The following is a 26,054-nucleotide window of genomic DNA, read 5'->3' as shown; positions in this document are numbered from 1 at the left end:
GAAAGGCATGAGCGTCACCCACACCCAACGTCCGCTCCCGATCCTCAAAGATGCGCAGGCGCGCGCCAGCGATCCCGGCGGCCATGTCTGGCTTTCCGCCTCGGCCGGCACGGGCAAGACGCAGGTGCTCACCGCACGCGTCTTCCGGTTGCTGCTCACCGGCGTCGATCCCGGCGCGATCCTGTGTCTCACCTTCACCAAGGCGGGTGCTGCCGAGATGGCGGGGCGGATCGGCGATCGGCTCGCCGCCTGGGTGCGGATGCCCGAGCCCGAGCTCGTCTCCGACCTGCAAGCGCTCGGCGAGGATCCGTCGCCGGCGCTCCGCGCGCGGGCGCGGACGCTGTTCGCGCGCGTGCTCGATTCGCCGGGCGGCGGGATTCGCATCCAGACGATCCACGGCTTCTGCCAGAGCCTGCTCGCCGCCTTCCCGGTCGAGGCGGGGCTCGTCCCCGGCTTCCGCCCGATCGAGGCGCGCGAGGAAGCGGTGATGGCGCGCGACGCGCTCGCCGAGATGCTGGTTACCGCCGAGGCCGAGGGACGGGACGCGTCGGTCGCGACGGTCGGGGCTTTGAGCTTGCGGCTCGGCGAGGGCGAGGCGGAGAAGTTCCTGCTCGCCTGTGCGCGTGCACCCGCGGCGATGGCCGAGTTGCCGATGGGGGAGGGCGTGCGGCCCTTCATCCGCCGCGCGCTCGATTTGCCGCAGGGCGAGATCGAGGCGGAGATCACCGCTGCGTGCAGCGATGATTCGTTCGATGTCGGCTCGGTCGCCCGGCTCGCGGCGGCCAATCGCGCCTGGGGCACCGCGACCGGGGGCAACCATGCCGATTTGGCCGAATGCTGGGTCGAGGCGGACCCGGCGATGCGCGCGCGGATGCTCGGCGATCTGATCGGCGTACCGTTCACCGCCAAGCGCGAGCCGCGCAAATACTCGCCCAAGCTGCTCGCCGCCGATCCGGAATATGCCGATCTCGCGATCGAGATTGGTGAGGCGTGCGCGCATCTGCTGGGCCTTCGCGAGCGCGCGGCTTATGCCGACCTGCTCGCCGATGCGCTGTCGGTCGGGCGCGATTATGCGGTCACCTATGAGCGCGCCAAGCGGCGGCTCGGCGCGGTCGATTTCGACGATCTGATCCGCGCGACGATCAGCCTGCTCGGCCAGCCGGGGATGGGCGAATGGGTGCGCTACAAGCTCGACCAGGCGACCGATCACGTGCTGATCGACGAGGCGCAGGATACCAATCCCGCGCAATGGGCGATCATCCATGCGCTGGTCGAGGAGTTCTTCGCCGGCGAGGGCGCGCAGGATGCGCGCGTTCGCACGCTGTTCACCGTCGGCGATTTCAAGCAGGCGATCTTCGGTTTCCAGGGCACGCACCCGCTCTATTTTGCCGCGGCAGAGAAGAAGCTCGGCACGCTCGCGCGCGACGCGTGGGAGGCCGATGACGAGCAGCGCCGCCAGACCGGCACGATGCGCGCGCGGCCGTGGCACCGGCTGTCGCTGACGCAATCGTTCCGCTCGACGCGACCGGTGCTCGAATTCGTCGATGCCGCGATCGAGGCGCTGCCCGAGCCTGGGCTTGGCGCGATCGCCGACCGCGAAGTGCACGCAAGCGAAGTGCCGGGACCGGGCACCGTCACGCTGTGGCCGCTCGTCGTCGCGGGCGGCAGCGACGAGGATGAGGAGAGCTGGATCTCCGATTCGACGCGCGAACTCGCGCGGCAGATCGCGCGGACGATCAAGGGCTGGATCGGCACGCTGATGCTCGAGAGCAAGGGGCGGACGCTGCGGCCCGAGGACATCATGATCCTCGTCAAGCGGCGCGGCGAGCTCGCCTCACTGATCGTCGCGCGGCTCTATGCCGAGGGGGTGCCGGTGGCGGGCGTGGACCGCTTGCGGCTCAATGCGCCGCTGTCGGTCCAGGATCTGCTCGCCGCGATCCGCTTCGTGCTGCAGCCGGCCGACGACCTTTCGCTTGCTGCGCTGCTCGTCTCGCCGCTGATCGGGTGGAGCCAGGAGCGGCTGATGCTGGCGGCACCGCCGCGCACCGGCAGCCTGTGGCGGCATATTTCGGCGACCCAACCGCGCGAGGACATCGCGCCGCTGTTCGCGATGCTGGCGCGCGCCGATATTGCGACGCCCTACCAGTTTCTAGAGGAATTGCTGTCGGGGCCGCTCGGCGCGCGGCGCAATCTCGTGCGGCGGTTGGGGCAGGAGGCGCGCGATCCGATCGAGGAACTGCTCAGCGCCGCGCTCGACTTCGAATCGCTCGGGACGCCGTCGTTGCAGCGCTTCCTCGACTGGTTCGATCGCGGCGAGGTCGAGATCAAGCGCGATCCGTCCGCCCCGCTCGATGCGGTGCGCGTCATGACCGCGCACGGCGCCAAGGGGCTGCAGGCGCCGCTCGTCATCCTCGCCGATGCCGCGGTCGATCCGACGCGCTCGCCGCGCTCGACGCTCAACTGGCGTGCGGGCGACATGGCGAACGAGCTGCCGGTGATCCGCCCGCGCAATGGCGAGGCGACCGGGCCGCTCGCCGTGTTGGTCGAGGAAACCGCGGCGCGCGATCTCGAGGAGCATTGGCGGCTATTCTATGTCGCCGCGACGCGCGCCGAAGAGCGGCTGGTGATCGCCGGATCGGTCGGCCCGCGCGCACAGGGGACCGCGCCCGAGCAAAGCTGGTACGCCGCCGCCGACCGCGCGATGACCGCGCTCGGGAACGCGGGCGAGGGCGCGCGCGACTTTGCGGGGCGCGAGCCGCAACGTCCCGTCGCGCCCGATCGCCGGGCTGCGCGCGGGGCAGCGATGCACGAGCCAGTTCCCGACTGGGCGCTGCGCCCCGCGCCGCAGGAAGCCCGCCCGCCGCGTCCGCTCGCGCCGTCGTCGCTCGGCGAAGATGCGGTCGCCGACGCGCCGCCGACGCCTGCCATGCGCGCCGCGGCCGAGCGCGGGCGGCTGATCCATGCGCTGTTCGAACGCTTGCCCGCGGTCGCGCCCGCGATGCGGGCCGAAGCGGCGGATCGCTGGCTCGCTCAGGCTGGCGCGGTCGCGGATGCGAAGGCGCGTGCTGCGATCGTCGCGCCGGTGCTCGCGGTGCTGGGCGATCCGGCGCTGGCCGAGCTGTTCGGCCCGAACGCCCTCGCCGAGGCGCCGATCGCCGCGGTGCTGCGCGATGGGTTCGTCGTGTCGGGGACGGTCGACCGGCTGCTCGTCACGCCCGAGCTGATCCGCGTGGTCGATTTCAAGACCGGGCGGGCGGTGCCGGCGGGGCTGGCCGACGTGCCCGCCTATCATCTCAAGCAGATGGCGGCGTACGTCGCTGCGCTCGCGGTGATCTTCCCGCAGCGTCGCGTCGAGGCGGCATTGCTCTATACCAGCGGGCCGGCGCTGCATGCGCTGCCTGACGACCTGCTCGATGCGCACAAGCCTGGCTTTGCCGGGGTGGAGCAAAGCTAGCAGTCGTGCGCTTGAGTGTGCTGCGTGCGCATCCTATCTCTGCGTTCACACGAAGGAGTTTCACCATGGCGACCAAGAAGATCACCGACGCGAGCTGGGAAGCCGACGTCACCAACGCAACTGGCCCCGTGCTAGTCGATTTCTGGGCGGAGTGGTGCGGCCCGTGCAAGATGATCGGGCCGAGCCTCGAGGAAATCTCCGAGGAACTGGGCGAGAAGGTGACGATCGCCAAGCTCAACATCGACGACAATCCCGATGCGCCGGGCAAGTTCGGCGTGCGCGGCATCCCGACGATGATCCTGTTCAAGAACGGCGCGCCCGCCGCGACCAAGGTCGGTGCCGAGCCCAAGGGCCGGTTGAAGGCCTGGCTCGAGGGCGAACTCGCCTGAGTTGCTATCGCGGATTAGGCTGTTAGCGCTTTGAAACGCTAGCCTTTCCCGGATACTTTCCCGCGAGCGCGTGAGGCTCATGCGCTGGCGGAGGTATGTGATGAGCATAGCAAAACGCGAGGGCTCGCTGGTGGTAGCCGTGCTCCTGCTGGGCGGATGCTCGACGGTGTCGCACGGCACCTTGCAGCCCCTGGACGTCCGTTCGCAGCCGCTTGGCGCCGATGTCAGCACCTCGATCGGCGTGGCGTGCGTCACGCCATGTACGCTGACGCTCAAGCGCAAGACCGGCTTGGTCGTGACGGTCCGCAAGCCTGGCTATAAACCGCTCGAGGTTACGGTCAGCAGTGTCGATACCGAACGGCCGGGCGCCGTTGCCCGCAGTGCGCTGACCACCGGACTGGTCGGCTATCTCGTCGATCACCGCAACGGGGCGTTGCGCGCGCTCAAGCCAAACCCGATCGATGTGACGTTGACGCCCGAGCCGCCGCAGCGACGCTGACGCGTCAGGCTGGTGCGAGGATCTGGCCGATTCGGGGGAAATGCACCGCCACTCGCCCGACGTGCGGATCCTCGCGCAGAATCACGATCTCGCGCGGCGTCAGGCGCACGAGCGCGCCGTCTACCACATCCGCGCCAGGGTCTTCGGTTCGAACGGTGACCGTCTGGCCGGCCGTGAATCCGCTGTCCTGCTCGATCAGCTCGATCGCCGTCGGTTCGGCATCGCGCGCAATCGCCAGCGCTTCGGCCGCCGAGAGGTCGCTCGGCGTGCCATGGCCGATCGCGGCAATCCGCTCGAACCAGGCGGCGAGATGCGGGAGGCGGGCGGTGCGCGCGTCCTTCATCCCGAAATTGCCGTGGAACCACAGGTTCATCGCCGCCGCGCAATCGGCATAGCCGGGCGCGTCGCCGCCGAGGAACGCGCGCCCGTCGCTCAGCGCATCGTCGAGCCGCGCGAGCCAGCCGGTGAATTGTGCGAGCAGATGCGGCGCGGCTTTGGCGATGCGGTCGCGGTCGAAGCCGAACAGCTTCTTGCGGTCATCGAAGAAGGCGTCGGGGATCCGGTCGAGGAACGGCGCCATCGCCGAGCCGACCGCCTGGCTGAAGGTTGCGCCGCCCGCCTGCAGCGCGAGCACCGCGTGCAAGCGACCGAGCGGGGCGGGGAACAGGCTCGGGCCGGGCAGCGCGGCCTCGATCGCCTCGATCGCGATGTCGCAATAGATGTCGGCGCCGATCTGCAGCACCGGCGTCTTGCGATAGCCGCCGGTGAGCGGGGTAAGGTCGGGCTTTGGCGCGATGTCGGGGATGATCACCGAGCGCCACGCCGCGCCCTTGATGCCGAGCGCGATCCGCAGCAGCTCGCTATAAGGCGAGCGCGGATAATGGTGGAGGATGATCTCGGACATCGTGGCTCTCCTGCTGTGTTTTATCGTTATCCTGCCCGGCGGAGCGACAGCTCAGCTGCGATAGTCCGCGTTGATCGAAATGTAGCCGTGCGTCAGGTCGCACGTCCACACCGTCGCGCTACCCTCACCGAGGCCGATATCGACACCGATCTCGATGTCCTGCCCCTTGAGGTGCGCCGCGACCGGCGCCTCGTCATAGCCGACCACTGCGAGGCCGCCCTGCGCCACCTGCGTGTCGCCGAAGCGGATCGCGAGGCTGTCGCGCTCGGCGGGTTCGCCGGCCTTGCCGACCGCCATCACGACGCGGCCCCAATTGGCGTCCTCGCCGGCGATCGCGGTCTTGACCAGGGGCGAGTTGGCGATGCTCAGCGCGATTGTGCGGGCGCTCACGTCGCTCTCCGCGCCCGTTACCGCGATCTCGATGAACTTGGTCGCCCCTTCGCCGTCGCGCACGACGAGATGCGCGAGCTGCAGGCACAGGTCGGACAGGGCCGCGCGGAAGGCGTCGGCGCCGGCATCCTCGGCGTCGGCGAGCGGCGTGTTGCCCGCCTTGCCGGTCGCGAAGGCCAGCACGCTGTCGCTGGTCGAGGTGTCGCTGTCGACCGTGATGCACGAGAAGCTCGCGCGGTTCGCCTCGCCGAGCGCCGCTTGCAGGAAGGCGGGCTCGACTGCCGCATCGGTGAAGATGAAGCCGAGCATCGTCGCCATGTCGGGCGCGATCATCCCCGAACCCTTGATGATGCCGACGAGCGTCACGGTGCGGCCATCGACCACCGCGGTGGTCATCGCCGCCTTGGCGAAGGTGTCGGTCGTGCCGATCGTATTGGTCGCCTCTTCCCACGTACACGGCGCGGCGGCGAAGGCGGCGTCGAGGCCGGCCTCGGCCTTGTCGATCGGCAGCGGCACGCCGATCACGCCGGTCGAGGCGACGAAGATATCGGACGGCCGGCAGCCGAGCTGCCCCGCCGCGCGCGCCGCGATCGCCTCGACCGCAGCGCGGCCGCGCGCGCCGGTGAAGGCGTTGGCGTTGCCGGCATTCACCACCATCGCGCGCGCCTGGCCGAGCACGAGCGCGGCGCGGCACCATTCGACCTCGGGCGAGGGGCATTTGCTCTGCGTCAGCACGCCCGCGACGCTGGTGCCCGGGTCGAGCGTGATGAAGGTCAGGTCGGTGCGCTCCCACGCCTTGTAGCCTGCGCGCGCGACATGCGGCGTGACGCCGGCGATCTGCGGTAAAAGCGGGAAGGGGCGGGCGAGCGGGGAGCGCGGGCTGGTCATGCTTCGCTCATAGATGCGCCGCCGCAGCGACGCAAAGGGCGAGCTTCCGCGGAGCCCATCGAGCGGTGCCAACGGCGGACCAGACAAGCCCCTGCCGAAGCTCGAGAAAGCGGACGCTGATCGGTTCGTCGGTCTACTGGCCCGTTTCGTCGCACCCGTCATGGTCTGCCTTGATGCTGCCCGGTGCGCCGCGACTGATCGCGATCGCCCCCTTTTCCGGAGTTTCGATCATGCGTTTGATCCTGCTGACGTGCCTTGCCCTGACGACCACGGCCCATGCAGGAAGTGCGACCGCGCAGCAGCCGATGCCCGGCGCGCCGCGCGGCGATGTCGGGCCAGACCGCCGCGGTCCCGTCCGCGGCAAGTTGTTCGTCAGCCCGATGGGCGAGCCGGTGCGTGCGGAGGCGAACGGCGTCGACCCCGAAACGCGCTGGTTCGAGACTGCCGATACCAATCATGACGGCATCCTCACGCCGGCCGAATTTACCGCGGATGCGATGCGCTTCTTCGCTGTGCTCGACCGCGGGCATGACGGCGAGATCGATCCCGACGATATCGAGGTCTACGAATCCGAGCTTCTGCCCGAAGTTCGCGTCGGCGGTGGTCCTGGTGGTGGTGGGGGCCCGCGCGGCGGCGGTGGCGGCGGGCGCGGCGGTGGTCGGCGCGGCGGCGGAATGGGCGGGGGCGGAATGGGCGGCGGTGGCATGGATGGTGGCGGTATGGGAGGCGGCGGTATGGGCGGCCCGCCTGGCGGCGGCGGGGGCGAGGGCAGCGACAGCGAGGCGGCTCGGCCTATGCGCCAACCCGACAATTCGAAGGCCGGTGCCGCCCGCTATGGCCTGTTCGACTATCCCGAGCCCATCACGCCGATGGACACCAATTTCAACCGCGGCATCAGCCCGGCCGAGTTCGAGGCCGCCGCCGATAAGCGCTTTGCCATGCTCGACTCGGCCCATGCCGGTGTGCTGCGATTGAAGGATCTGCCGCGCGTCTCGGCTGAGAGTTTCGCGCGACCGCACCCCCCAGGCGGTCCACGGCCGGGTGGTCCACGCCCGGTCCGCGACGACGAGTAAGCGCGCGTCGTGCTGGGGGAGGGCAAACGTCGCGAAGCGGTGATGATCGTGGCCTGCGGCGTGCTGGGGATCGCCGTGATCCTGCTGCTGAGCATCGGGATCGCGACTGTGCGCGATTCGCCTGCGGACTGGGATCCGGATGCGCCACGCGACCGCGCCGAATCGGTCGCGCGCGGCTACCGCGCGTCGTCGGAGCCGCCCTATCCGCATGGTGCGATCCCGACCGGCGGAGCCGCCGATTGGATCACCGCCGCTGATTATCCTGCTGCGGCGCTCGAGCGCAATGAGCAGGGCAAGGTCGGTGTGGAGTTGGCGATCGGCGATACCGGTAGGGTGGTCGCGTGCCGCATCAACGAGAGCAGCGGCCATGAGTCGCTCGACCAGGCGGCGTGCCGCGCGCTGCGCGGTCGCGCACGCTTCGCCCCGGCGCGCGATGCGAACGGCACGCCGATTGCCGCGACCTGGCACCGCAATGTCGTTTGGCGCCTTCCGTCCTGATCGGTAATGCGGGCGCGAGTCGCTGGACGTATGCGCGGTTAGTCCCTAGATCGCGCGGAGCCATGCCGTTTCTGCTGCTTCTCTCTGCCCTCCTGACCGCGCTCACCGGCGTGGTGAGCGGCGTGCGCCCAGTCGAGATCAGCGCGCAATGTCCGTCGGCGGTCGCCGGTATCCAGCGGCTTGCGGTTGCGGTCGCGCCGTTTGTGATCGGCCACCGGCATTTGCTCGGCGCGTTCGGGCTGAACGACAGCTTTGCGGTCGCCGATGCGCTGCCCGCGATGCGGCCATCGGTGTCGCGACTGTATCTGGATCGCCCACGGGCTTGATCCGGCGGCGCTGATCGCGCTCGCCAGCTCTCCATCCTATTTTGCGCAGCCTTGGTGCGCGCGCTCTAATCGTACAGGAATTCCCCATGTTCGGTGGCCTTGCCAAAACGCTCTTCGGTTCGTCCAACGACCGCTACGTCAAATCGCTCGGTGCGATCGTCACCAAGATCAACGACTTCGAGCCCGTCATCTCGGCGATGTCCGACGCGGATTTGTCGGCGCAGACGGTGCGCTTCCGCGAGCGGCTCGCCGCCGACGAGAAGCTCGACGATTTGCTCCCCGAAGCCTTCGCCACGGTGCGCGAGGCCGCCAAGCGTGCGCTCGGTCAGCGGCATTACGACGTACAGATGATCGGCGGCATCGTGCTCCACCGCGGCGAGATCGCCGAGATGCGCACCGGCGAGGGCAAGACGCTCGTCGCGACGCTCGCCACCTATCTCAACGCGCTGCCGGGCAAGGGCGTTCATGTCATTACGGTCAACGACTATCTGGCGGCACGCGATGCCGGCTGGATGGCGCAGGTCTATAATTTCCTCGGGCTGACGGTCGGCGTGATCGTGCCGAACCTGTCGGACGAGCAGCGCCACGCCGCCTACGCCGCCGACATCACCTACGGCACGAACAACGAGTTCGGCTTCGATTATTTGCGCGACAACATGAAGTACGACCGCGAATCGATGGTCCAGCGGCCGTTCGCGATGGCGATCGTCGACGAGGTCGATTCGGTGCTGATCGACGAGGCGCGCACGCCGCTGATCATCTCGGGCCCGACCGACGACAAGTCCGATCTGTATCGCTCGGTCGATCTGGTGGTGAAGGAACTCGCCGCGGAGGATTACGAGAAGGACGAGAAGCAGAAGTCGATCATCCTGACCGAGGACGGCACCGAGAAGGTCGAGCGGATGCTCGAGAATGCCGGGCTGCTCGAGGGCGCGAACCTCTACGATTTCGAGAACACGCAGGTGGTCCACCACCTCAACCAGGCGCTGCGCGCCAACATGATGTTCAAGGCCGATACCGATTACATCGTCAAGGATGGCAAGGTCATCATCATCGACGAGTTCACCGGCCGCATGATGGACGGCAGGCGCTGGTCGGACGGCCTGCACCAGGCGGTCGAGGCCAAGGAGGGCGTCGACATCGAGCCCGAGAACCAGACGATGGCCTCGATCACCTTCCAGAACTATTTCCGCATGTACCCCAAGCTCGCGGGCATGACCGGCACCGCGGCGACCGAGGCTGCCGAATTCTACGACATCTACAAGATGAACGTGGTGACGATCCCGACCAATGTCGGCGTCAAGCGCGTCGACGAGGAAGACGAATTCTACAAGGATACCGCCGACAAGTTCGCGGCGATCGCCAAGAAGATCAAGCATCATGCCGATCTCGGCCAGCCGGTGCTGGTCGGCACCGTCTCGATCGAGAAGTCCGAGCTGCTCAGCGACTTCCTCGTCAAGGAAGGCGTCGAGCATGCCGTGCTCAACGCACGCCAGCATGAGCGCGAGGCGCATATCGTCGCGCAGGCCGGCCGCGCCGGCGCGGTGACGATCGCCACCAACATGGCGGGCCGCGGGACCGACATTCAGCTCGGCGGCAATCTCGAATTCCTCGTCAATGACGAGCTGTCCGAGATGCCCGAGGGGCCCGAGCGCGAGGCGGCGATCGCCAAGATCAAGGACCAGATCGCTGCCGAGAAGGCCGCGGTGCTCGCGGCGGGCGGGCTGTTCGTGCTCGGCACCGAGCGGCACGAAAGCCGCCGCATCGACAATCAGCTGCGTGGACGTTCGGGGCGTCAGGGCGATCCGGGCCTGTCGCGCTTCTATCTCAGCCTCGACGACGATCTGCTGCGCATCTTCGGGCCGGACACGCTGTTCGCCAAGATGATGCGCAACAATATCGGCGATGGCGAGGCGATCGGCAGCAAGTGGCTGTCGAAGGCGATCGAGACCGCGCAGAAGAAGGTCGAGGCGCGCAACTACGACATCCGCAAGCAGGTCGTCGAATATGACGACGTCATGAACGACCAGCGCAAGGTGATCTACGAGCAGCGCGCCGACATCATGGACGCCGACACCGTCGGCGACGTGGTCGAAGACATGCGTGCCGAGACGGTCAACACGATCGTCGGCGGCGCCTGCCCTCCGGGTACGTACCCCGAGCAGTGGAACATTGACGGGATGAAGGCGCAGCTCGCCGAGACGCTCAACCTCGAGCCGCAGATCGAGGCATGGCTCGAGGAAGAGGCGATCGACCCCGAGATCATCGAGAGCCGCGTCCAGGCGATGGCCGACGAGATGATCGCGGAGAAGGCCGCCTCGCTCGATCCCGACACCTGGGTGCGCGTCGAGAAGTCGATCCTGCTGCAGAACCTCGACCATCACTGGAAGGAGCATCTCGCGACGCTCGATGCGTTGCGCCAGGTCGTCCACCTGCGCGCCTACGCGCAGAAGACGCCGATCAACGAGTATAAGCAGGAGGCGTTCTCGCTGTTCGAGCGGATGCTCGCCAACATCCGCGAGGACGTGACGCGGACGATCGCGTTCGCGCAGTTCCAGCTCGAGCAGGCGCCCGAACTGCCGACGCTGCCCGACTTCATCACGCAGCATTTCGATCCGTTCACCGGCGAGGACGACACGTACGACCAGGACGGCGCGTCGTCGGGGCACATCACGACGCGGCTCGCCCCGCTGTCGATCCCGCAGCCCGATGGCAGCGAGATCGGGCAGGACCCGGCGCAGTGGGAGAGCACGGTCAGCCGCAACGCGCCGTGCCCGTGCGGATCGGGCCGCAAGTACAAGCACTGCCACGGCGCCGTCTGAACGCGATCCAGCGCGGCGCCGATACGGTGCCGCGCTAACACGAAGTCGCCGGAACGAATTGCGAAGACTTGGGTTTGTTTCCCAGACGTAACAGGGAGACGAACAATGAGCGACAAGTATACCGAAACGCCGAACGTAACCGTCATCGAGCGCAAGGGCGGCGGCGGCGCCGCGATCCTTATAGGGATTGTCTTGCTGGTGGCCGTCGTCGTTGGCGCGTTCTATCTCTTCAATCGCAGCCAGAACGACAACATCCGTACCGATGCGATCTCGGGCGCGGCGGACAAGGTCGGCGACAGCGCGAAGAAGATCGGCGACAGCGCGTCGAAGGCGACCGACGACGCGGCTAAGTAAGGTTTGCTTCTGACCCTAACGTCACCCCGGCAAGAGGCCGGGGTGACGGGATGGGAAGGGGGCTAGCGGAGGCAGGCGTCCAGACCGTCGCTCCGCACCACATTCACCCTGCGCGCAATCGTATTGCCGTGGCGGCGCGTGAAGCCCCGCGGTGCGACTGCTGCCCGCTTCTTCGGCAGCGGCAACACGGCTGCGATCCGGCCAGCCTCATCGGGTGACAGGCGCGAAGCGTCGTGCCCGAAATAGCGGTGCGCCGCGGCATCGACGCCGTACGTCCCGATCCCGGTCTCTGCGACGTTGAGATAAACCTCCATGATCCGGCGCTTCCCCCAGATCGTCTCGATCAGCACGGTGAAATAGGCTTCGAGCGCCTTGCGCGGGTAGCCGCCGCCCTGGATCAGGAAGACGTTCTTGGCGGTCTGCTGGCTGATCGTCGATCCGCCGCGAATCCGCCCACCGCGGGCATTGCGCACCATCGCCGTCTCGATCGCAATAAAATCGAAGCCATGATGCGCGCAGAAACGCGAATCCTCACCAGCGATGGCGGCGCGCGGCATGTTGCGGTCGATGTCCGACAGCGGGCGCCAGCTCTTGTCGATGCCGTGCCCGCCGAGCGCATCGCCGATCATCGTCAGCGTGATCGGCGGCGGGACGAAGCGATACACCACCACCATCACCGCCGAGATGAGCAGAAAGGCGAGGACCAGCCGGAGGGCCCAGCCGATCGCCCAACCGATCCAGCCGCGGCGGCGCGGCAGTCTGGTTCGGTTGGAGAGGGGGGCGGCGCGGGATTGCCTGGTGTCGCTCATTCCCGCGTCTTAGGGCGCTGTGGTCAGCGCTGTCCACCACGTGCGGCAAGCACGGCTTCTGCGGCGGCGATGCCGGTCGCATAGGCGCCGTGCGCGGTCGAGAAATCGTGGCGTGAACAGGCTTCGCCTGCGAAGAACAGGCGATCGTCGACCGGTGCGGCGAGCACCGCGCGCTGGTCCGCCGCGCCGACCCGGGCGTGCGAATAGCTGCCGTGGATGTGCGGTGCGTGCCGCCAGCGCGTCCGTCCGAGCGGTGTCAGTTTCGCGCGCCAGTCGCTGCCAAGCAGCGTCACGAGTTCGCCGATCGCGAAGTCTTCAGCGGCGCGGTCGTCCTTGTCTTCGAGCATCTCCGCGCAGTCGCCGCCGAGAAAACCCTCGATCAGCGGGGTGCCGAACGGCGCGAGGCGGTAGCTGGCGGTGCAGGCGCTGTGCGGATCGCCGATGAGATGGCCGTTGTCGGGCAGATCGGCATCGGCGACGTGGAGGAAGATCTTGTCGGCGAGACCGAGCGGCAAATCGGCGGCGGCGGCGTGCTTGGCGGGGAGCGGGGGATCGAAGCGGATCGCTTCGCGCGCAAGCACGGTGGTGGGCACGGCGATGATGACGTGGCGCGTCTCGAGCGTGCCGCGGGTGGTTTCGATTCGGATGGTCGTGCCGCGATGGTCGATGCGTGTGACCGTGGTGTCGCGCTGCACTGGCAGGTCGTGTGCGTGGCGCATGACCAGCGTGCCATAGCCTTGCTCGACCGCCCAATTGTCGTCGGTCGCGGCATCTTCATACGCGGCCCAGTCGTGCAGCGACACCTTGGCGAGCGGCGCGCCATTGGCGTAGCCCGAGATCGCATCGATCATTGCGCGCCACGGATCGTCGCTGGCGATGAAATCGCTGAGCGGGCGGTCGGGGCCGTCGAGTGCCGCGTGGGCGGCGGCGTTCCAGCGCTCCCACGCAGCGCGATAGGCGGCTTGCTGGTCGGGCGGGAAACCGAGATTGCGCCACTGGCTGCCCCAGTTGGCGGGATGGCGATCGACGGCGAGGCTGTAAGTGCCGGCGAGTTCGGTCCACGGGTTGCGCTTGGCGGAGTGGAGCCAGCCGCAGCCATAATCGACGGTTACGCTGACGGGCGTTGGCGTTGCGGAGGGGAGCGCGAGCTCCACGCTATGCGCGCGGCCGCCGATGCGGTCCTGGGCCTCAAGCAGCAGCACGTCGAGCCCGGTGTCGTGCAACACACGGGCCGCAGCGATGCCAGCGGCGCCGGCACCGACGATGATCGCATCGGCACCAGCCATAGTCTTACGCTGCGACGAGCATCCGCTGGTCGCCAGCGATCCGCATCATCGCCTTCTGCAGCTTCTCGAACGCGCGCACCTCGATCTGGCGGACGCGCTCGCGGGAGACACCGTAAACCTGCGACAGCTCTTCAAGCGTCTTGGGTTCGTCGGTCAGGCGGCGCTCGGTCAGGATGAACTGCTCGCGCTCGTTGAGATCTTCCATCGCAGCCGTCAGCATCGAGTGGCGGACGTCCGCCTCCTGCGCTTCGGCGACGACGGTGTCCTGCAGCGGCGCATCATCCTGCAGCCAATCCTGCCACTGGCCGTCGCCATCCTCGCGCATCGGCACGTTGAGCGACGTGTCGCCGCCCATCGCCATGCGGCGGTTCATGCTGGTCACCTCGGCCTCGGTCACGCCGAGATCCTTGGCGATCTTGGCGAGATGCTCTGGCGAGAGATCCCCGTCCTCGAACGCGTCGAGCTTCGACTTCATCCGGCGCAGGTTGAAGAACAGCTTCTTCTGCGCAGCGGTGGTGCCCATCTTGACGAGGCTCCACGAGCGCAGGATGAATTCCTGGATCGAGGCGCGGATCCACCACATCGCATAGGTGGCGAGGCGGAAGCCGCGATCGGCCTCGAACTTCTTCACGCCCTGCATCAGGCCGATATTGCCCTCGGAGATCAACTCGCTGACGGGCAGGCCGTAGCCGCGATAGCCCATCGCGATTTTCGCCACGAGGCGCAGATGCGACGTCACCAGCTGCGCAGCGGCGTCGGTGTCGCCATGCTCCTCGAAGCGCTTGGCGAGCATATATTCCTGCTCGGGCGCGAGGATCGGGAATTTCTTGATCTCGGAAAGATAGCGATTGAGGCTCGCTTCGCCACCGAGGGCGGGAATCGTCGCGGGGACGTTGCTGCGGGCTGCCATGATCGTGTCTCCCTTTAATAGGTCGGGTGCCGTGAAACGCGGACGCCAGGCCGGATGCTATACCAAGAGTGCGGTGAACAGTTCCTGCATGTCCGCGGGCATTTCGCTGTCGAACGCCAAAGCGTTACCATTCACCGGATGAATGAACCCCAAACGGGCGGCGTGCAACGCCTGACGTCGGAAACCCAAGGTTTCCAGAAGCGCTTTGTGGCCTTGCTTTGTTCTACCGTAAACCGGGTCGCCGATCAAGGGATGGCCGAGCGAGGCCATGTGCACGCGGACCTGATGGGTGCGCCCCGTTTCCAATCGACATTCCACCAACGCGCCCCCGTTCAACCGCTCAAGCGTAGTATAGTGGGTCACGGCGCGTTTCCCGCCGGGGACGATCGCTATTTTCTTGCGATTCGACGGCGAGCGCGCGAGCGGGGCGTCGACCGAGCCCGCGGTGGGGGTCGGCCGGCCCGACACCATCGCCTTGTAGCGGCGGTCGATCGAATGGTCGTGGAACTGGCGGGCGAGACCCTCATGTGCGCGATCGGTCTTCGCGGCGACCATCAGCCCCGACGTGTCCTTGTCGATTCGGTGGACGATCCCCGGGCGTGCGACGCCGCCGATTCCCGAGAGATTGCCCGCGCAGTGGTGGAGCAAAGCGTTGACGAGCGTTCCGTCGGCATTGCCCGCGGCGGGGTGGACGACGAGCCCGGCCTGCTTGTCGATCACGATGAGGTGGTCGTCCTCGAACACGACATTGAGCGCTATGTCCTGCGCCTCGTTGGTCGATGGAGTCGCTTCGGGAACGGACACGACATACAGGCCGCCGGCGACCGCCTTGCTCGACGGATCGCTCACCACTGCGCCGCGCGGATCGGTGACCGCACCGCCGGCGATCAGCGCCTTGAGCCGCTCGCGCGAAACCTCGGGCAGCGCGTCGGCAAGAGCGCGGTCGAGCCGAAGGCCTAACGCCTTTTCGGACACGCGCGCTTCGATGGTGACGACCCCCCGGTTCATGGTCTAGAATCTGGGCATGGCGGTGGAAATTTCAAGCACTCTCCTGTCGAGACTGCTAAACGAAGCGCGATTGTCGCCGACGCACGAGATATGCGGGCTGTTGTTTGGCACGCCCGATCGGATCGAAACAGCGCAAGCCTGTCCGAACACCGCCCCCGACCCGAGCCGGCATTTCGAGATCGATCCGGCAGCGCTGTTCGCGGCCCACCGCGCCGCGCGCCACGGTGGCCCCGCCGTGATCGGGCATTACCATTCGCATCCATCGGGTGTCGCCAACCCTTCCGCACGCGATGCAGAGGGGGCGATGGGCGACGATGCGCTGTGGCTGATCGTGACGGCGGCCGAGGCGCGGTTGTGGCAAACACGCCTATCCGGAACGTTCGTCGCGGTCGATTATGTTCCGGTCGATGGGCCCGACTGAGCGTTCGCTCAGCCTTTGTACAGTGCCTCAAGCCGCGTGCCGTAGACCGCCTTCAACACGTGCCGCCGGATCTTGAGGCTGGGCGTCATCTGCTCGTTCTCGATCGCGAAGGGTTCGTCGGCGAGGACGAAACGGCGGATGCGCTCGGTCACTGCAAGATCGGCGTTGACCCGCTCGACCGCCTGGCCGAGCGCGGTGCGATACGCGCTATTCTCGGCCAGCCGCGCGAAGTTGCAGACATTGCCTTCGCGCGCGCACCACTGCTGGGTCCACTCCGAATCGGGAACGATCACCGCGACCATGTACGGCCGCCGGTCGCCGAACAGCATCGCCTGCGCGATCTCGGGTTGGAGCGTCAGCATCCCCTCGACCTTTTGCGGCGCGACATTCTCGCCCTTGTCGTTGACGATGATGTCCTTCTTGCGGTCGGTGATCTGAATGCGGCCCTTCGCGTCGATCACGCCGATGTCGCCGGTATGCAGCCAGCCGTCGTGGAGCACGCGCGCGGTCTCGGTCGGGTTGCGCCAATAGCCGTGCATCACGAGTTCGCCGCGCACGAGGATCTCGCCGTCGTCGGCGATGCGCACTTCGGTATCGGGCATCGGCGGGCCGACCGTGTCCATCTTCAACCCGGCCTTGGGGCGGTTGCAGGAGATGACCGGCGCGGTCTCGGTCTGGCCATAGCCTTGCAGGACGGTGATCCCGACCGCCTCGAAAAAGGTGCCGACCTCGGGCGTGAGCGGCGCGCCGCCCGACACCAGCGCCTTGATCCGCCCGCCGAAGCGCTGCTGGATCTTGGGACGCAAGGTCGCGCCGAGCAGGAAATCCATCGGCTTGTCGAACAAGCCGGCCTTGCCCGCGGCCTTCTTGCCGCCGAGTGCCTGGGCGCGGCCGAGCAGGTACGTCGAGAGCTTGCCCTGTTTCTCGACCGCCTTGGTGATTCGCGTGCGCAGCAGTTCGAACAGCCGCGGCACGACGATCATCATCGTCGGGCGGACTTCCTCGATATTGGCGGCGAGCTTGTCGAGGCCTTCGCTGTAATAGATCTGCGCGCCGAGCCCGATCGGGAAATATTGTCCGCCGGTATGCTCATAGGCGTGGCTGAGCGGGAGGAACGACAGGAAGATCTCGTCGTCCCAGCCGAAATCCTCCGAGATGATCGTGCAGCAGCCCTGGACGTTGTGGAGGATCGCGCCGTGATGCTGCATCACGCCGCGCGGGGATCCGCCGGTGCCGCTGGTGTAGATGAGGCACGCGGTATCGTCGCGCCTGGCGGTGGCGGCGATGGTCGATGGCGCGGCGGCGTGATCGGCGAGCAGCGCGTTCCACTGATGGAATTCGAGCGCACCCGACTGGTTGGCGCGCAGATCCTCGATCCCGATGACGATCTGCGCGGTGCTTGCGCGAATTGCCGCGGGGAGCAGCGTCTTGGCGAGCTTCGCGGTCGAGACGATTACCGCCTTGGCGCCCGAATTCTCGAGGATGTGGATGTGATCGCGTTCGGTGTTGGTGGTGTAGGTCGGCACGGTGATGCACCCCGCCGCCATGATCGCGAGATCGGCGATGCAGAATTCGGGGCGATTCTCGCTGACCAGCATCACGCGGTCGCCGGGCGTGAGCCCGATCGCCTTGAGCGCCGCTGCCATGCTCGCGACCTGGTGCGCGGTTTCGCTCCAGCTGCGCGACACCCAGCGGCCGCCGGCCTTGTGCCACAGGAACGGCGCATCGCCCTTCTCGGTGGCGCGCGTGAGGAACATCGCGACGAGGTTGGGGAAATGTTCGAGGCGGCGGATGTCTGACATTCTCTCTCTCCCGGGGAGGACGCGCCGTGTTCGGCTGCGGGGTAACGCTTTACTCGGCCGGACGGGGCAACGCGCCGGCGCGGACGATCTGCGTGGTCTGCCCGTCCTCGCGCACCGCGACGCCTTCGCTGCGCGGATCGGCGGCGCCGACCCAGACGCCGTTGACGTGCTCGATTGCATTGGCTTTTAAACCCAACGGCGCGATTTGGATACGCTCGCCGAGCGCCTGCAGCGCAGGCACCATTGCATCGAGTTGCGTGCCCTTCTCTGCAACGGCGTCAAGCTTGGGCGCGTAGAGCAGGCCCATCGCGATCGCGTCCTGCGCGCTGAGCTTCCAGTCGAGCACGCCGACCAGCGCCTTCGCCACCTGCGCGATGATCGTCGATCCGCCGGCCGCGCCGATTGCGATGCGGACCTTGCCGTCGGGGCCATAGACGATCGTCGGCGCCATCGAGCTGCGCGGGCGCTTGCCGCCGTCGACGCGGTTGGCGACGAGATAGCCATCCTTGGCGGGGACGAAATCGAAATCGGTCAGCTCGTTGTTGAGCATCACGCCATCGACCGACAGGCCCGACCCGAAATAGCTTTCGATCGTCGTGGTGACTTCGGCGACATTGCCCTTCTTGTCGACCGCGACGAGATCGCTCGTGCCGGGAACGTCGGCATTGGGCGCGAGCGTGCGGGGCGGGTCGCCGGGCGGGGTGCCGGCGGCGATGCTCGTCATGCTGCGTTCGGGCGAGATCAGCGCCGAACGCTTTGCCAGATAGGCCGGATCGAGCAGGCCCTTGATCGGCACGGTGACGTGGTCGGGATCGCCGAGATAGAGATCGCGGTCAGCGTAAGCGAGCCGCTCGGACTCGGCGAAGAGATGCCAGGCGACGGGCGAATCCTTGCCGAGCCCCGCCATGTCGAAGCGTTCGAGCTGCTTGAGGATCATCAGCACCGCGGTTCCGCCCGACGACGGCGGGGCCATGCCGCAGACCTTGTAGACGCGGTACAGGATGCAGAGCGGTGCGCGCTCCTTGGCGCGGTAGCCGGCAAGATCGGCGAGCGTCATCCTCGACGGGTTCTGCGCGGCGGTGTTGACCGCGGTGACGATCTTCTGCGCGACCGCGCCCGTGTAGAAATAGTCGGGGCCGTTCTTGGCGATCGCTGCGAACAAGGCGGCCTGTTCGGGGCTCTTCAACAGCGTGCCGACCGGTAGGGGTTTGCCGTCTGCTGAGAGGAAATGCGTACGCGCCCACGGGTCGATATGCCGCCCGAAATTGGCGAGCCCGTTATGCAGCCGCGGGGTGATCGCGAAGCCGTCCTGCGCGAGCTTGATCGCGGGACCGAACAGCGTCGCCCAGGGTAGTTTGCCGTAGCGCTGATGCGCCAGCGCCATCATCCGCAGATTGCCCGGCACGCCGACGCTGCGCCCGCCCGGGATCGCCGCGAAGACGGGGAGCGGCTTGCCGTCGGGGCCGTAGAACCATTTCGGGTCGGCCGCGGCCGGCGCGGCCTCGCGCCCGTCGAACCCGGTGATCGCATTGGTCGCGGCGTCGTGGTGGAGCATGAAGCTACCCCCGCCGATCCCGCTATTCTGCGGCTCGACGACATTGAGCACGAGCATCGTCGCGATCGCGGCATCGGTCGCGCTGCCGCCCTTGCGCAGGATCTCCGCCCCGGCCGCGGCGGCGCGCGGGTCGGCTGCACTCACCATGCCGAGCGCGGGCGGCGGGGTGGAGGCGGGGTGTCTGGCCTCCGCGATGGCGGGCGTGATCAGCAGGAGCAGCGAAGCAACGAGCGGTCTGGTCATGATTCGACCGTAGCGCGCTGCGCGGCGCAGGCAAGAACGCGATCGGCCGAAGCGCGCTCTGCTTGCCGACCGGGGTGCGCTCAGGCGGCTTGCGTGCCGACCGCCCGGGCGACGCTGGCAAAACCGTCGCGCGCGAGCCGCTTCGCAAGCCCGCGCAGGATCCGCTGCGCTAGGCCGGGGCCCTGATAGACCAGCGCCGAGTATAACTGAATGAGGCTCGCGCCTGCGCAAATGCGCGCATAGGCCTCTTCGGGGCTGTCGATCCCCCCTGCCGAGATCAGCGGCATCGCCCCGCCGGTCGCGCTGCGGAAATCGGCGAGCCGCTGGCGTGCGAGGCTTGCCAGCGGCGCACCCGACAGCCCGCCGGTTTCGCCGGCATGCGCCGAGCGCAACGCCGGGCGCGAGACGGTCGTGTTGCTGACGATCAGGGCATCGACATTATGCGCCGCCGCGGCGCGCGCGATGAAGTCGATCGCCGATGGGTCCAGATCGGGTGCAACCTTGAGGAACAGCCGCGGTCGCTCGATCGGCGCGCGACGCGCCTCATCGGCGGCGGCGAGAACGTCGAGCAGTTCGTTGCCATGCTGCAGATCACGCAGGCCCGGCGTGTTGGGCGAGCTGATGTTGACCGTGACGTAATCGGCGACCCGCGCCGCCGCGGCGACGCCGTGCGCGTAATCGGCGACGCGATCGGGCGCGTCCTTGTTCGCGCCGACGTTGATGCCGAGCACCCCGCGCCGCTTCGCCGCGACCGCGCGCGGCAAGGCGGCGGCGATCCCGCCATTGTTGAATCCCATCCGGTTGATCACCGCCTGGTCCTCGACCAGCCGGAACAGTCGCGGCCGCGGGTTGCCCACCTGCGGCAACGGGGTCAGCGTCCCGATTTCGACGCTACCGAAGCCGAGGCCGAAGAACCCGTCGATCGCGCTGCCATTCTTGTCGACCCCCGCGGCGAGCCCAAGCGGATTGGGAAAATCGAGGCCGGCGACGTGCGTGCGCAGGATCGCAGCTCCCTGGCTCATCGCCATGCCGGTTTTGCTGGCGGTCGCGAGCAGGGTGAGCGTGATCTCGTGCGCGCGTTCTGCATCGAGCGCGAAGAGAGCAGGGCGGAGCAGAGGGAACAGCATAAGCGCGTGATGGCAGCGGGGGGCGAGCGCGTCAAAGCCGAAGCAGGAGGTCGCACCTCGCCGCTTGGCACCCGGTCCAGGGCTGGGCTGCCGCGGGGCAGTCGGATCACCCATTTTGGCGAATCTGTCCAATACCCGAACCCTCGAATCGGCATAAGAAGAAGTGCGACCCGGGAAGCCCCAAATTGGAGCTTCCTTCCTTGGGCTGGCCAGTTCGCTGGCTGGCCCACTTTTCTTTGAGGCGCGAACGCGTTACGCTCGCCGTCAAAGAAAAGAGGGGTGCGCAACAGTGGGGGATATTCGGCTGGACTATGCCGTGCCGGCAGCGGACCTCACCGACTATGTCACGCTATTCTACGATTTTTTCGCCGATGTCGCGGTGTTCGATGATATCGAGCGCGCCGACAATGCGCAGATCCGCTTTCGCTTGTCAGCGGGCGGCGCGACCTATCGCTTCGCCGACGGGACCCAGCAGGACTCGCCCGATTGCCATGTGATCGGCCCGACCAGCGGGGCAGTGCACGTGGTGGCCGAGGGGCCGGTCGTCCTGTTCGGGATGGGCCTCACCGCTGTCGGCTGGGCGGCGATGATCGGGTCGGACGCCTCGACCATGGTAAACCGCGTCATCGATGCCGGTCGCTTGTTTGGCGCGGGGCGGTTGCAGGTCGCGGCCGCCGCGCTCCGCAAGACCGAGGGGATCGCTGCGCGCGCTGCGGTCGGCGAAGGGCTGGTGCGCGATCTGGTGCGCAGCGGCGACGGCCATTGCACGCTCGGCGCGATCTGGTTCGTACGCCAGGTCGATGCTTGGTTCGCGGCGAGTCCGTCGCCGGAGATGGAGTGCCTGCTCGCCACGACTGGCCTGTCGCGGCGGCAGGTCGAGCGTAAGTGCAACGCTTTGTATGGCGCTCCGCCCAAATTGCTCGCGCGCAAATATCGCGCGCTGCGGGCCGCGGTGGCGATGGTGGCGGGCGATGAGACCGTTGGCGATGCGGTGGATCGCGGTTTCTACGATCAATCGCACATGATCCGCGAGATCAAGCAGTTTACCGGTCTGACCCCGGGGCAGATTCGCGCCGATCCGGGCATCCTGTCGCAACTCACGATCGCGCATCGCAGCGCGCTCGAGGGGGTGGTCAGCCCGCTGGTGAGTGGAACCTAACTTTGCCGGTTCATGCCGGGGCAGGGGTTGACCCGACTCGTGCGCGCGCCCATTTGCAATCGGAGCGAATTCATCCGATTGGACCCGATGCGTCTTTCCAGCCTTGCCGACTATGCCGTCGTGATGATGTCCGCCGCCGCGCGACATTGCGGTAGCGTGGGCCGGCTCAATGCGACGATGCTTGCCGAGGAGACCGGACTGCCGCTGCCGACCGTGCAGAAGCTGGTCAGCCGGCTGTCGGCGGGCGGGCTGATCGAGAGCACGCGCGGCACCGGCGGCGGTTTCCGCCTGTCGCGCCCGGCGGCGGCGATCAGTCTCGCCGATATCATCGAGGCGATCGAGGGACCGATCGCGCTGACAACCTGCGTCGACGAGGCGCGGCATGACTGCGCGCTCGAGGGCGATTGCCGGGTGAAGCCGCATTGGGGCGTCGTCAACGGCGCGGTTCGCGGGGCGCTCGACGGTGTGTCGCTGGCGAGCCTGTCGAGGATCCCGGCATGACTGATTTTAACGAGCCGCGTGACGGCAGGGACGATGTAATGGCCACCAAGAACGCCGAAGCTTATGAAGCCGTCAGTAAGACGTACGAATGGGGTTTCCATTCGGACATCGAGCAGGACTTCGCCCCCAAGGGGTTGAGCGAGGACACCGTCCGCTTCATTTCCGCCAAGAAGGGCGAGCCGCAGTGGATGCTCGACTGGCGGCTGAAGGCGTTTCGCCTCTGGCTGACGATGGAGGCACCCGACTGGGCCAAGCTCCAGATGGACCCGATCGACTATCAGGACGCCTATTATTACGCCGAGCCCAAGGTGAAGCCGAAGCTCGGCTCGCTCGACGAGGTCGATCCCGAGATCCTGCGCGTCTATGAGAAGCTCGGCATTCCGATCGAGGAGCAGAAGATGCTCGCGGGCGTCGAGGAGCTCGATGCCGAGGGCCAGCCGAAGCGCCGCGTTGCCGTCGACGCGGTGTTCGACAGCGTCTCGGTCGCGACCACCTTCCGCAAGGAGCTGGAGGCCGCGGGGGTGATCTTCCGGTCGATCTCCGAGGCGATCAAGGAATATCCCGAGTTGGTCCGCAAGTGGCTCGGCAAGGTCGTCCCGCAGCACGACAACTATTTTGCGACGCTCAATTGCGCGGTCTTCAGCGACGGGACCTTCGTCTACATCCCCGAGGGCGTGCGCTGCCCGATGGAGCTGTCGACCTATTTCCGCATCAATGCCGAGAATACCGGGCAGTTCGAACGCACGCTGATCGTCGCCGACAAGGGATCGTACGTCTCGTATCTCGAGGGCTGCACCGCGCCGATGCGCGACGAGAACCAGTTGCATGCGGCGGTGGTCGAGCTGGTCGCGCTGGACGACGCCGAAATCAAATATTCGACGGTGCAGAACTGGTATCCCGGCGACGAGAACGGCAAGGGCGGGATCTACAATTTCGTCACCAAGCGCGCGCTCTGCCAGGGCAAGAACTCCAAGGTGTCGTGGACGCAGGTCGAGACCGGCAGCGCGATCACCTGGAAGTATCCGTCGTGTGTGCTCGCGGGCGAGAACAGCGTCGGCGAATTCTATTCGGTTGCCGTTACCAACAATCGCCAGCAGGCCGATACCGGCACCAAGATGATCCATCTCGGCAAGGGCTCGCGCTCGACGATCGTGTCGAAGGGCATTTCGGCGGGGCGGTCTGACAATACCTATCGCGGGCTGGTGCGCGTCGCGCCGACCGCGGAGGGCGTGCGCAACTTCACCCAGTGCGATTCGCTGCTGCTCGGCGACCAGTGCGGCGCGCATACCGTGCCGTATATCGAGGTGCGCAACCCTAGCGCGCAGATCGAGCATGAGGCGACCACCTCGAAGATCAGCGACGACCAGATGTTCTATGCGATGCAGCGCGGGCTCGACCAGGAGGCCGCGGTGGCGTTGATCGTCAATGGGTTTGCCAAGGAAGTGCTGCAGCAGCTGCCGATGGAGTTCGCGGTCGAGGCGCAGAAGTTGCTGGGGATCAGCCTTGAAGGGTCGGTGGGGTGATTGCTCTCGCCACGATCACGACCTTCATGCAAATCTTAGGTACGTCGGTGCCAGCACATCCCTTGGATAGCTACATGACCTGCGTCGGAGTTAGTGCTCACGTCGAGTTAGAACGCGGAACTGACGTGGCGGGATCTGCTCGAAGTGCCGAGCATAGTTGCAAGCACCTTGCTGACGCAGCGATTGAGCGGATGAGTCATGATGCCGCGTCGGGCTACGATCGAGACAGATATTTAAAAGATTACGGTTTGATGTTCGCGGAAACCGCCAGCGAAAATCGATTACGACTACAGCGCGCTGTTGACGCCCTATCGGCGCGGGTCGCTGTGAACTTAAAATCCGGGACGGGTAAGAATTGATGCTTAAAATTACCGACCTCCACGCCGAAATCGACGGCAAGGAAATCCTCAAGGGCCTCTCGCTCAGCGTCAATGCGGGCGAGGTCCATGCGATCATGGGGCCGAACGGCGCGGGCAAGTCGACGCTCGGCTATGTGCTCGGCGGGCGGCCCGGTTATGAGGTCACCGCGGGCTCGGTGGAATTCGACGGGAAGGATTTGCTCGAGATGGCGCCGCACGAGCGCGCCGCTGCGGGCCTGTTCCTTGGCTTCCAGTATCCGGTCGAGATCCCCGGCGTGTCGAACGTGCAGTTCCTGCGCGAGGCTTTGAACGCGCAACGTCGCGGGCGCGACGAGAAGCCGCTGTCGGGTGCCGAGTTCCTCAAGCTCGCGCGCGAGCAGGCCGCCGCGCTGTCGATGGATGCCGAGATGCTCAAGCGTCCGGTCAATGTCGGCTTCTCGGGCGGCGAGAAGAAGCGCAACGAGATGGTGCAGATGGGCATCGTCAACCCCAAGCTCGCGATCCTCGACGAGACCGATAGCGGGCTCGACATCGACGCGTTGCGCATCGTCGGCGACGGTATCAACCGGATCATGCGTGCGCCCGACAAGGCGGTGATCCTGATCACGCATTACGAGCGGCTGCTGAGCTATGTCGCGCCCGATTTCGTGCATGTGCTGTCGGCCGGGCGGATCATCCGTTCGGGCGGGCCGGAGCTCGCGGCGGAGCTCGAGCGCGAAGGCTATGCGGGGGTGCTGGCGTGAGCGGCCTTGCAACGATCAAGCCCCTCCCCTTCAGGGGAGGGGTTGGGGTGGGGCCGTGCCGCGCGTCGCACGCCGGCGGCGGTCTCTGCGAGGCGTCCCCCACCCCAAACCCCTCCCCTGAAGGGGAGGGGCGATGAACGTGCTCGCGCTCCCAACCCGCCGCGATGAATCGTGGCGCTATTCCGACCTCGAAGCCGTCGCCTCGGTCTGGCCGATCCCGGCCGCCGAAATCATCGACGTCCCCGCCGGCACCCATGTGTCGCGCGTCATCGTGCAGGACGCCGCGACCGATGCCGTGGCGATCCGCGATTACCGCGTGATCCTCAACGCCGGGGCGACCGCGACCTTCCATGTGCTCAACGTGGGCGGGAAGCTCGGCCGCGTGACGATCGACGTGAGGTGCCATGAGGGGTCGCACTTCGAGCTTGGTGGTGCGATGCTCGGCGGCGGCGACCAGACGCTCGAGATCGTCACCGTGCTCAACCATATCGAGCCCAACGCCACCTCGAACCAGGTGGTGCGGTCGGTGCTCGGCGGGCGCGCGACGGGGTCGTATCTCGGCAAGGTCGCGGTTGCGCGGCATGCGCAGAAGACCGATGCCTCGCAATCGGTCAAGGCGATGCTGCTCAGCCGCACCGCGACCGCGAACGCCAAGCCCGAGCTCGAGATCTTCGCCGACGACGTGAAGTGCGCGCATGGCGCAACGGTCGGCGAGCTGGACGCGAATGCGTTGTTCTATCTGGCGTCGCGCGGGATCGCACCGCCGCAGGCCAAGGCGATGCTGCTGCGCGCGTTCATCGGGTCGGTGTTCGAGGGGATCGAAGACGCGGGTGAGCGCGAGCGTGTCGAAGCCGGCGCGCAGGCTGCGCTGGAGCGGATGCTGTGAGCAGCGCGCGCAACCTTCTCCCCTCCCTGGAACGGAGGGGCCGGGGGTGGGTCGGCCCGTTGGTCGGGCGGACTTCACCCGTCAGACCGACCCACCCCCAACCCCTCCCTTCCAGGGAGGCGAGG

At 67.1% G+C, this 26,054-nt stretch carries 23 protein-coding genes; 14 read left to right on the top strand and 9 right to left on the bottom strand.

Annotated features, from left to right (window positions below; all coding sequences use genetic code 11):
* The first annotated feature begins 7 nt into the window (after nucleotides 1-7).
* From addA to ACVWYO_RS02845, 3 genes are all read left to right on the top strand, one after another.
* Nucleotides 8-3,454, top strand: a complete 3,447-nt coding sequence (addA, locus tag ACVWYO_RS02855) for a double-strand break repair helicase AddA (protein WP_457348691.1) — start codon at nucleotides 8-10, stop codon at nucleotides 3,452-3,454.
* A gap of 65 nt (nucleotides 3,455-3,519) precedes the next feature.
* Complete coding sequence (trxA, locus tag ACVWYO_RS02850) at nucleotides 3,520-3,843, top strand: thioredoxin TrxA (protein WP_457348690.1); 324 nt, start codon at nucleotides 3,520-3,522, stop codon at nucleotides 3,841-3,843.
* A 100-nt stretch (nucleotides 3,844-3,943) separates the two neighbouring features.
* Entirely contained in the window at nucleotides 3,944-4,342 is a 399-nt protein-coding gene (locus ACVWYO_RS02845) for a PEGA domain-containing protein (RefSeq protein WP_457348689.1), read from the top strand.
* Nucleotides 4,343-4,346: 4 nt separating this feature from the next.
* Here ACVWYO_RS02845 and ACVWYO_RS02840 read toward each other — a convergent pair whose 3' ends face one another.
* The gene (locus ACVWYO_RS02840; RefSeq protein WP_457348688.1) at nucleotides 4,347-5,246 is read right to left on the bottom strand and encodes a glutathione S-transferase family protein; all 900 of its coding nucleotides are present in this window, start codon (nucleotides 5,244-5,246) and stop codon (nucleotides 4,347-4,349) included.
* 51 nt (nucleotides 5,247-5,297) lie between these two features.
* Nucleotides 5,298-6,524 carry a bifunctional glutamate N-acetyltransferase/amino-acid acetyltransferase ArgJ gene (gene argJ / locus ACVWYO_RS02835; protein WP_457348687.1) on the bottom strand — a complete coding sequence of 409 codons (1,227 nt, stop codon included), beginning with the start codon at nucleotides 6,522-6,524 and terminating at the stop codon, nucleotides 5,298-5,300.
* 230 nt (nucleotides 6,525-6,754) lie between these two features.
* On the opposite strand from argJ, the gene ACVWYO_RS02830 reads away from it, so the two are divergent.
* The 5 genes from ACVWYO_RS02830 to ACVWYO_RS02810 all read left to right on the top strand — a co-directional run bounded on the left by ACVWYO_RS02830 (nucleotide 6,755) and on the right by ACVWYO_RS02810 (nucleotide 11,597).
* On the top strand, nucleotides 6,755-7,597 hold the full coding sequence (locus tag ACVWYO_RS02830) for an EF-hand domain-containing protein (protein WP_457348686.1): 843 nt from the start codon (nucleotides 6,755-6,757) through the stop codon (nucleotides 7,595-7,597).
* 42 nt (nucleotides 7,598-7,639) lie between these two features.
* Entirely contained in the window at nucleotides 7,640-8,095 is a 456-nt protein-coding gene (locus tag ACVWYO_RS02825; protein ID WP_457354839.1) for an energy transducer TonB, read from the top strand.
* A 62-nt stretch (nucleotides 8,096-8,157) separates the two neighbouring features.
* Nucleotides 8,158-8,421, top strand: a complete 264-nt coding sequence (locus ACVWYO_RS02820; protein ID WP_457348685.1) for a hypothetical protein — start codon at nucleotides 8,158-8,160, stop codon at nucleotides 8,419-8,421.
* Nucleotides 8,422-8,507: 86 nt separating this feature from the next.
* Entirely contained in the window at nucleotides 8,508-11,243 is a 2,736-nt protein-coding gene (gene secA, locus ACVWYO_RS02815; RefSeq protein WP_457348684.1) for a preprotein translocase subunit SecA, read from the top strand.
* A gap of 105 nt (nucleotides 11,244-11,348) precedes the next feature.
* Entirely contained in the window at nucleotides 11,349-11,597 is a 249-nt protein-coding gene (locus ACVWYO_RS02810) for a hypothetical protein (RefSeq protein ID WP_457348683.1), read from the top strand.
* Nucleotides 11,598-11,659: 62 nt separating this feature from the next.
* Here the strand turns inward: ACVWYO_RS02810 and mtgA are convergent, their stop codons facing one another.
* The 4 genes from mtgA to ACVWYO_RS02790 are packed head-to-tail and all read right to left on the bottom strand — an operon-like array spanning nucleotide 11,660 to nucleotide 15,610.
* Nucleotides 11,660-12,406: a monofunctional biosynthetic peptidoglycan transglycosylase gene (gene mtgA, locus ACVWYO_RS02805; protein WP_457348682.1), complete on the bottom strand. Its 747-nt coding sequence runs from the start codon at nucleotides 12,404-12,406 to the stop codon at nucleotides 11,660-11,662.
* A gap of 23 nt (nucleotides 12,407-12,429) precedes the next feature.
* Complete coding sequence (locus tag ACVWYO_RS02800; protein ID WP_457348681.1) at nucleotides 12,430-13,692, bottom strand: flavin monoamine oxidase family protein; 1,263 nt, start codon at nucleotides 13,690-13,692, stop codon at nucleotides 12,430-12,432.
* 4 nt (nucleotides 13,693-13,696) lie between these two features.
* Nucleotides 13,697-14,602 carry an RNA polymerase sigma factor RpoH gene (gene rpoH / locus ACVWYO_RS02795; protein ID WP_010186101.1) on the bottom strand — a complete coding sequence of 302 codons (906 nt, stop codon included), beginning with the start codon at nucleotides 14,600-14,602 and terminating at the stop codon, nucleotides 13,697-13,699.
* A gap of 57 nt (nucleotides 14,603-14,659) precedes the next feature.
* Nucleotides 14,660-15,610, bottom strand: coding sequence for an RluA family pseudouridine synthase (locus ACVWYO_RS02790; protein WP_457348680.1), 951 nt, complete (start codon nucleotides 15,608-15,610; stop codon nucleotides 14,660-14,662).
* A 16-nt stretch (nucleotides 15,611-15,626) separates the two neighbouring features.
* Between ACVWYO_RS02790 and ACVWYO_RS02785 the strand changes: the two genes are divergently transcribed.
* Complete coding sequence (locus tag ACVWYO_RS02785; RefSeq protein ID WP_457348679.1) at nucleotides 15,627-16,031, top strand: M67 family metallopeptidase; 405 nt, start codon at nucleotides 15,627-15,629, stop codon at nucleotides 16,029-16,031.
* A gap of 8 nt (nucleotides 16,032-16,039) precedes the next feature.
* Here ACVWYO_RS02785 and ACVWYO_RS02780 read toward each other — a convergent pair whose 3' ends face one another.
* The 3 genes from ACVWYO_RS02780 to ACVWYO_RS02770 form a co-directional block, all read right to left on the bottom strand.
* Nucleotides 16,040-17,824 carry an AMP-dependent synthetase/ligase gene (locus tag ACVWYO_RS02780; protein ID WP_457354837.1) on the bottom strand — a complete coding sequence of 595 codons (1,785 nt, stop codon included), beginning with the start codon at nucleotides 17,822-17,824 and terminating at the stop codon, nucleotides 16,040-16,042.
* Between the two features lie 58 nt (nucleotides 17,825-17,882).
* A complete protein-coding gene (gene ggt / locus ACVWYO_RS02775) occupies nucleotides 17,883-19,631 on the bottom strand; it encodes a gamma-glutamyltransferase (protein WP_457348678.1) in 1,749 nt (582 codons plus the stop codon).
* Between the two features lie 80 nt (nucleotides 19,632-19,711).
* A complete protein-coding gene (locus ACVWYO_RS02770; protein ID WP_457348677.1) occupies nucleotides 19,712-20,758 on the bottom strand; it encodes a quinone-dependent dihydroorotate dehydrogenase in 1,047 nt (348 codons plus the stop codon).
* 289 nt (nucleotides 20,759-21,047) lie between these two features.
* Between ACVWYO_RS02770 and ACVWYO_RS02765 the strand changes: the two genes are divergently transcribed.
* The 5 genes from ACVWYO_RS02765 (at nucleotide 21,048) to ACVWYO_RS02745 (ending at nucleotide 25,929) form a co-directional block, all read left to right on the top strand.
* On the top strand, nucleotides 21,048-21,917 hold the full coding sequence (locus ACVWYO_RS02765; RefSeq protein ID WP_457348676.1) for a helix-turn-helix domain-containing protein: 870 nt from the start codon (nucleotides 21,048-21,050) through the stop codon (nucleotides 21,915-21,917).
* 87 nt (nucleotides 21,918-22,004) lie between these two features.
* A complete protein-coding gene (locus tag ACVWYO_RS02760; RefSeq protein WP_457348675.1) occupies nucleotides 22,005-22,418 on the top strand; it encodes an SUF system Fe-S cluster assembly regulator in 414 nt (137 codons plus the stop codon).
* 38 nt (nucleotides 22,419-22,456) lie between these two features.
* Entirely contained in the window at nucleotides 22,457-23,941 is a 1,485-nt protein-coding gene (sufB, locus tag ACVWYO_RS02755) for a Fe-S cluster assembly protein SufB (RefSeq protein ID WP_457354835.1), read from the top strand.
* 358 nt (nucleotides 23,942-24,299) lie between these two features.
* Nucleotides 24,300-25,043: a Fe-S cluster assembly ATPase SufC gene (gene sufC / locus ACVWYO_RS02750; protein WP_457348674.1), complete on the top strand. Its 744-nt coding sequence runs from the start codon at nucleotides 24,300-24,302 to the stop codon at nucleotides 25,041-25,043.
* 133 nt (nucleotides 25,044-25,176) lie between these two features.
* Nucleotides 25,177-25,929, top strand: a complete 753-nt coding sequence (locus ACVWYO_RS02745; protein WP_457348673.1) for a SufD family Fe-S cluster assembly protein — start codon at nucleotides 25,177-25,179, stop codon at nucleotides 25,927-25,929.
* The last annotated feature ends 125 nt before the right edge of the window (nucleotides 25,930-26,054 follow it).

The sequence above is a fragment of the Sphingomonas sp. UYP23 genome, assembly GCF_054059235.1.
The sequence above is the reverse complement of the archived record's forward strand: the minus strand, read 5'-3'. Positions and strand labels throughout refer to the sequence as shown.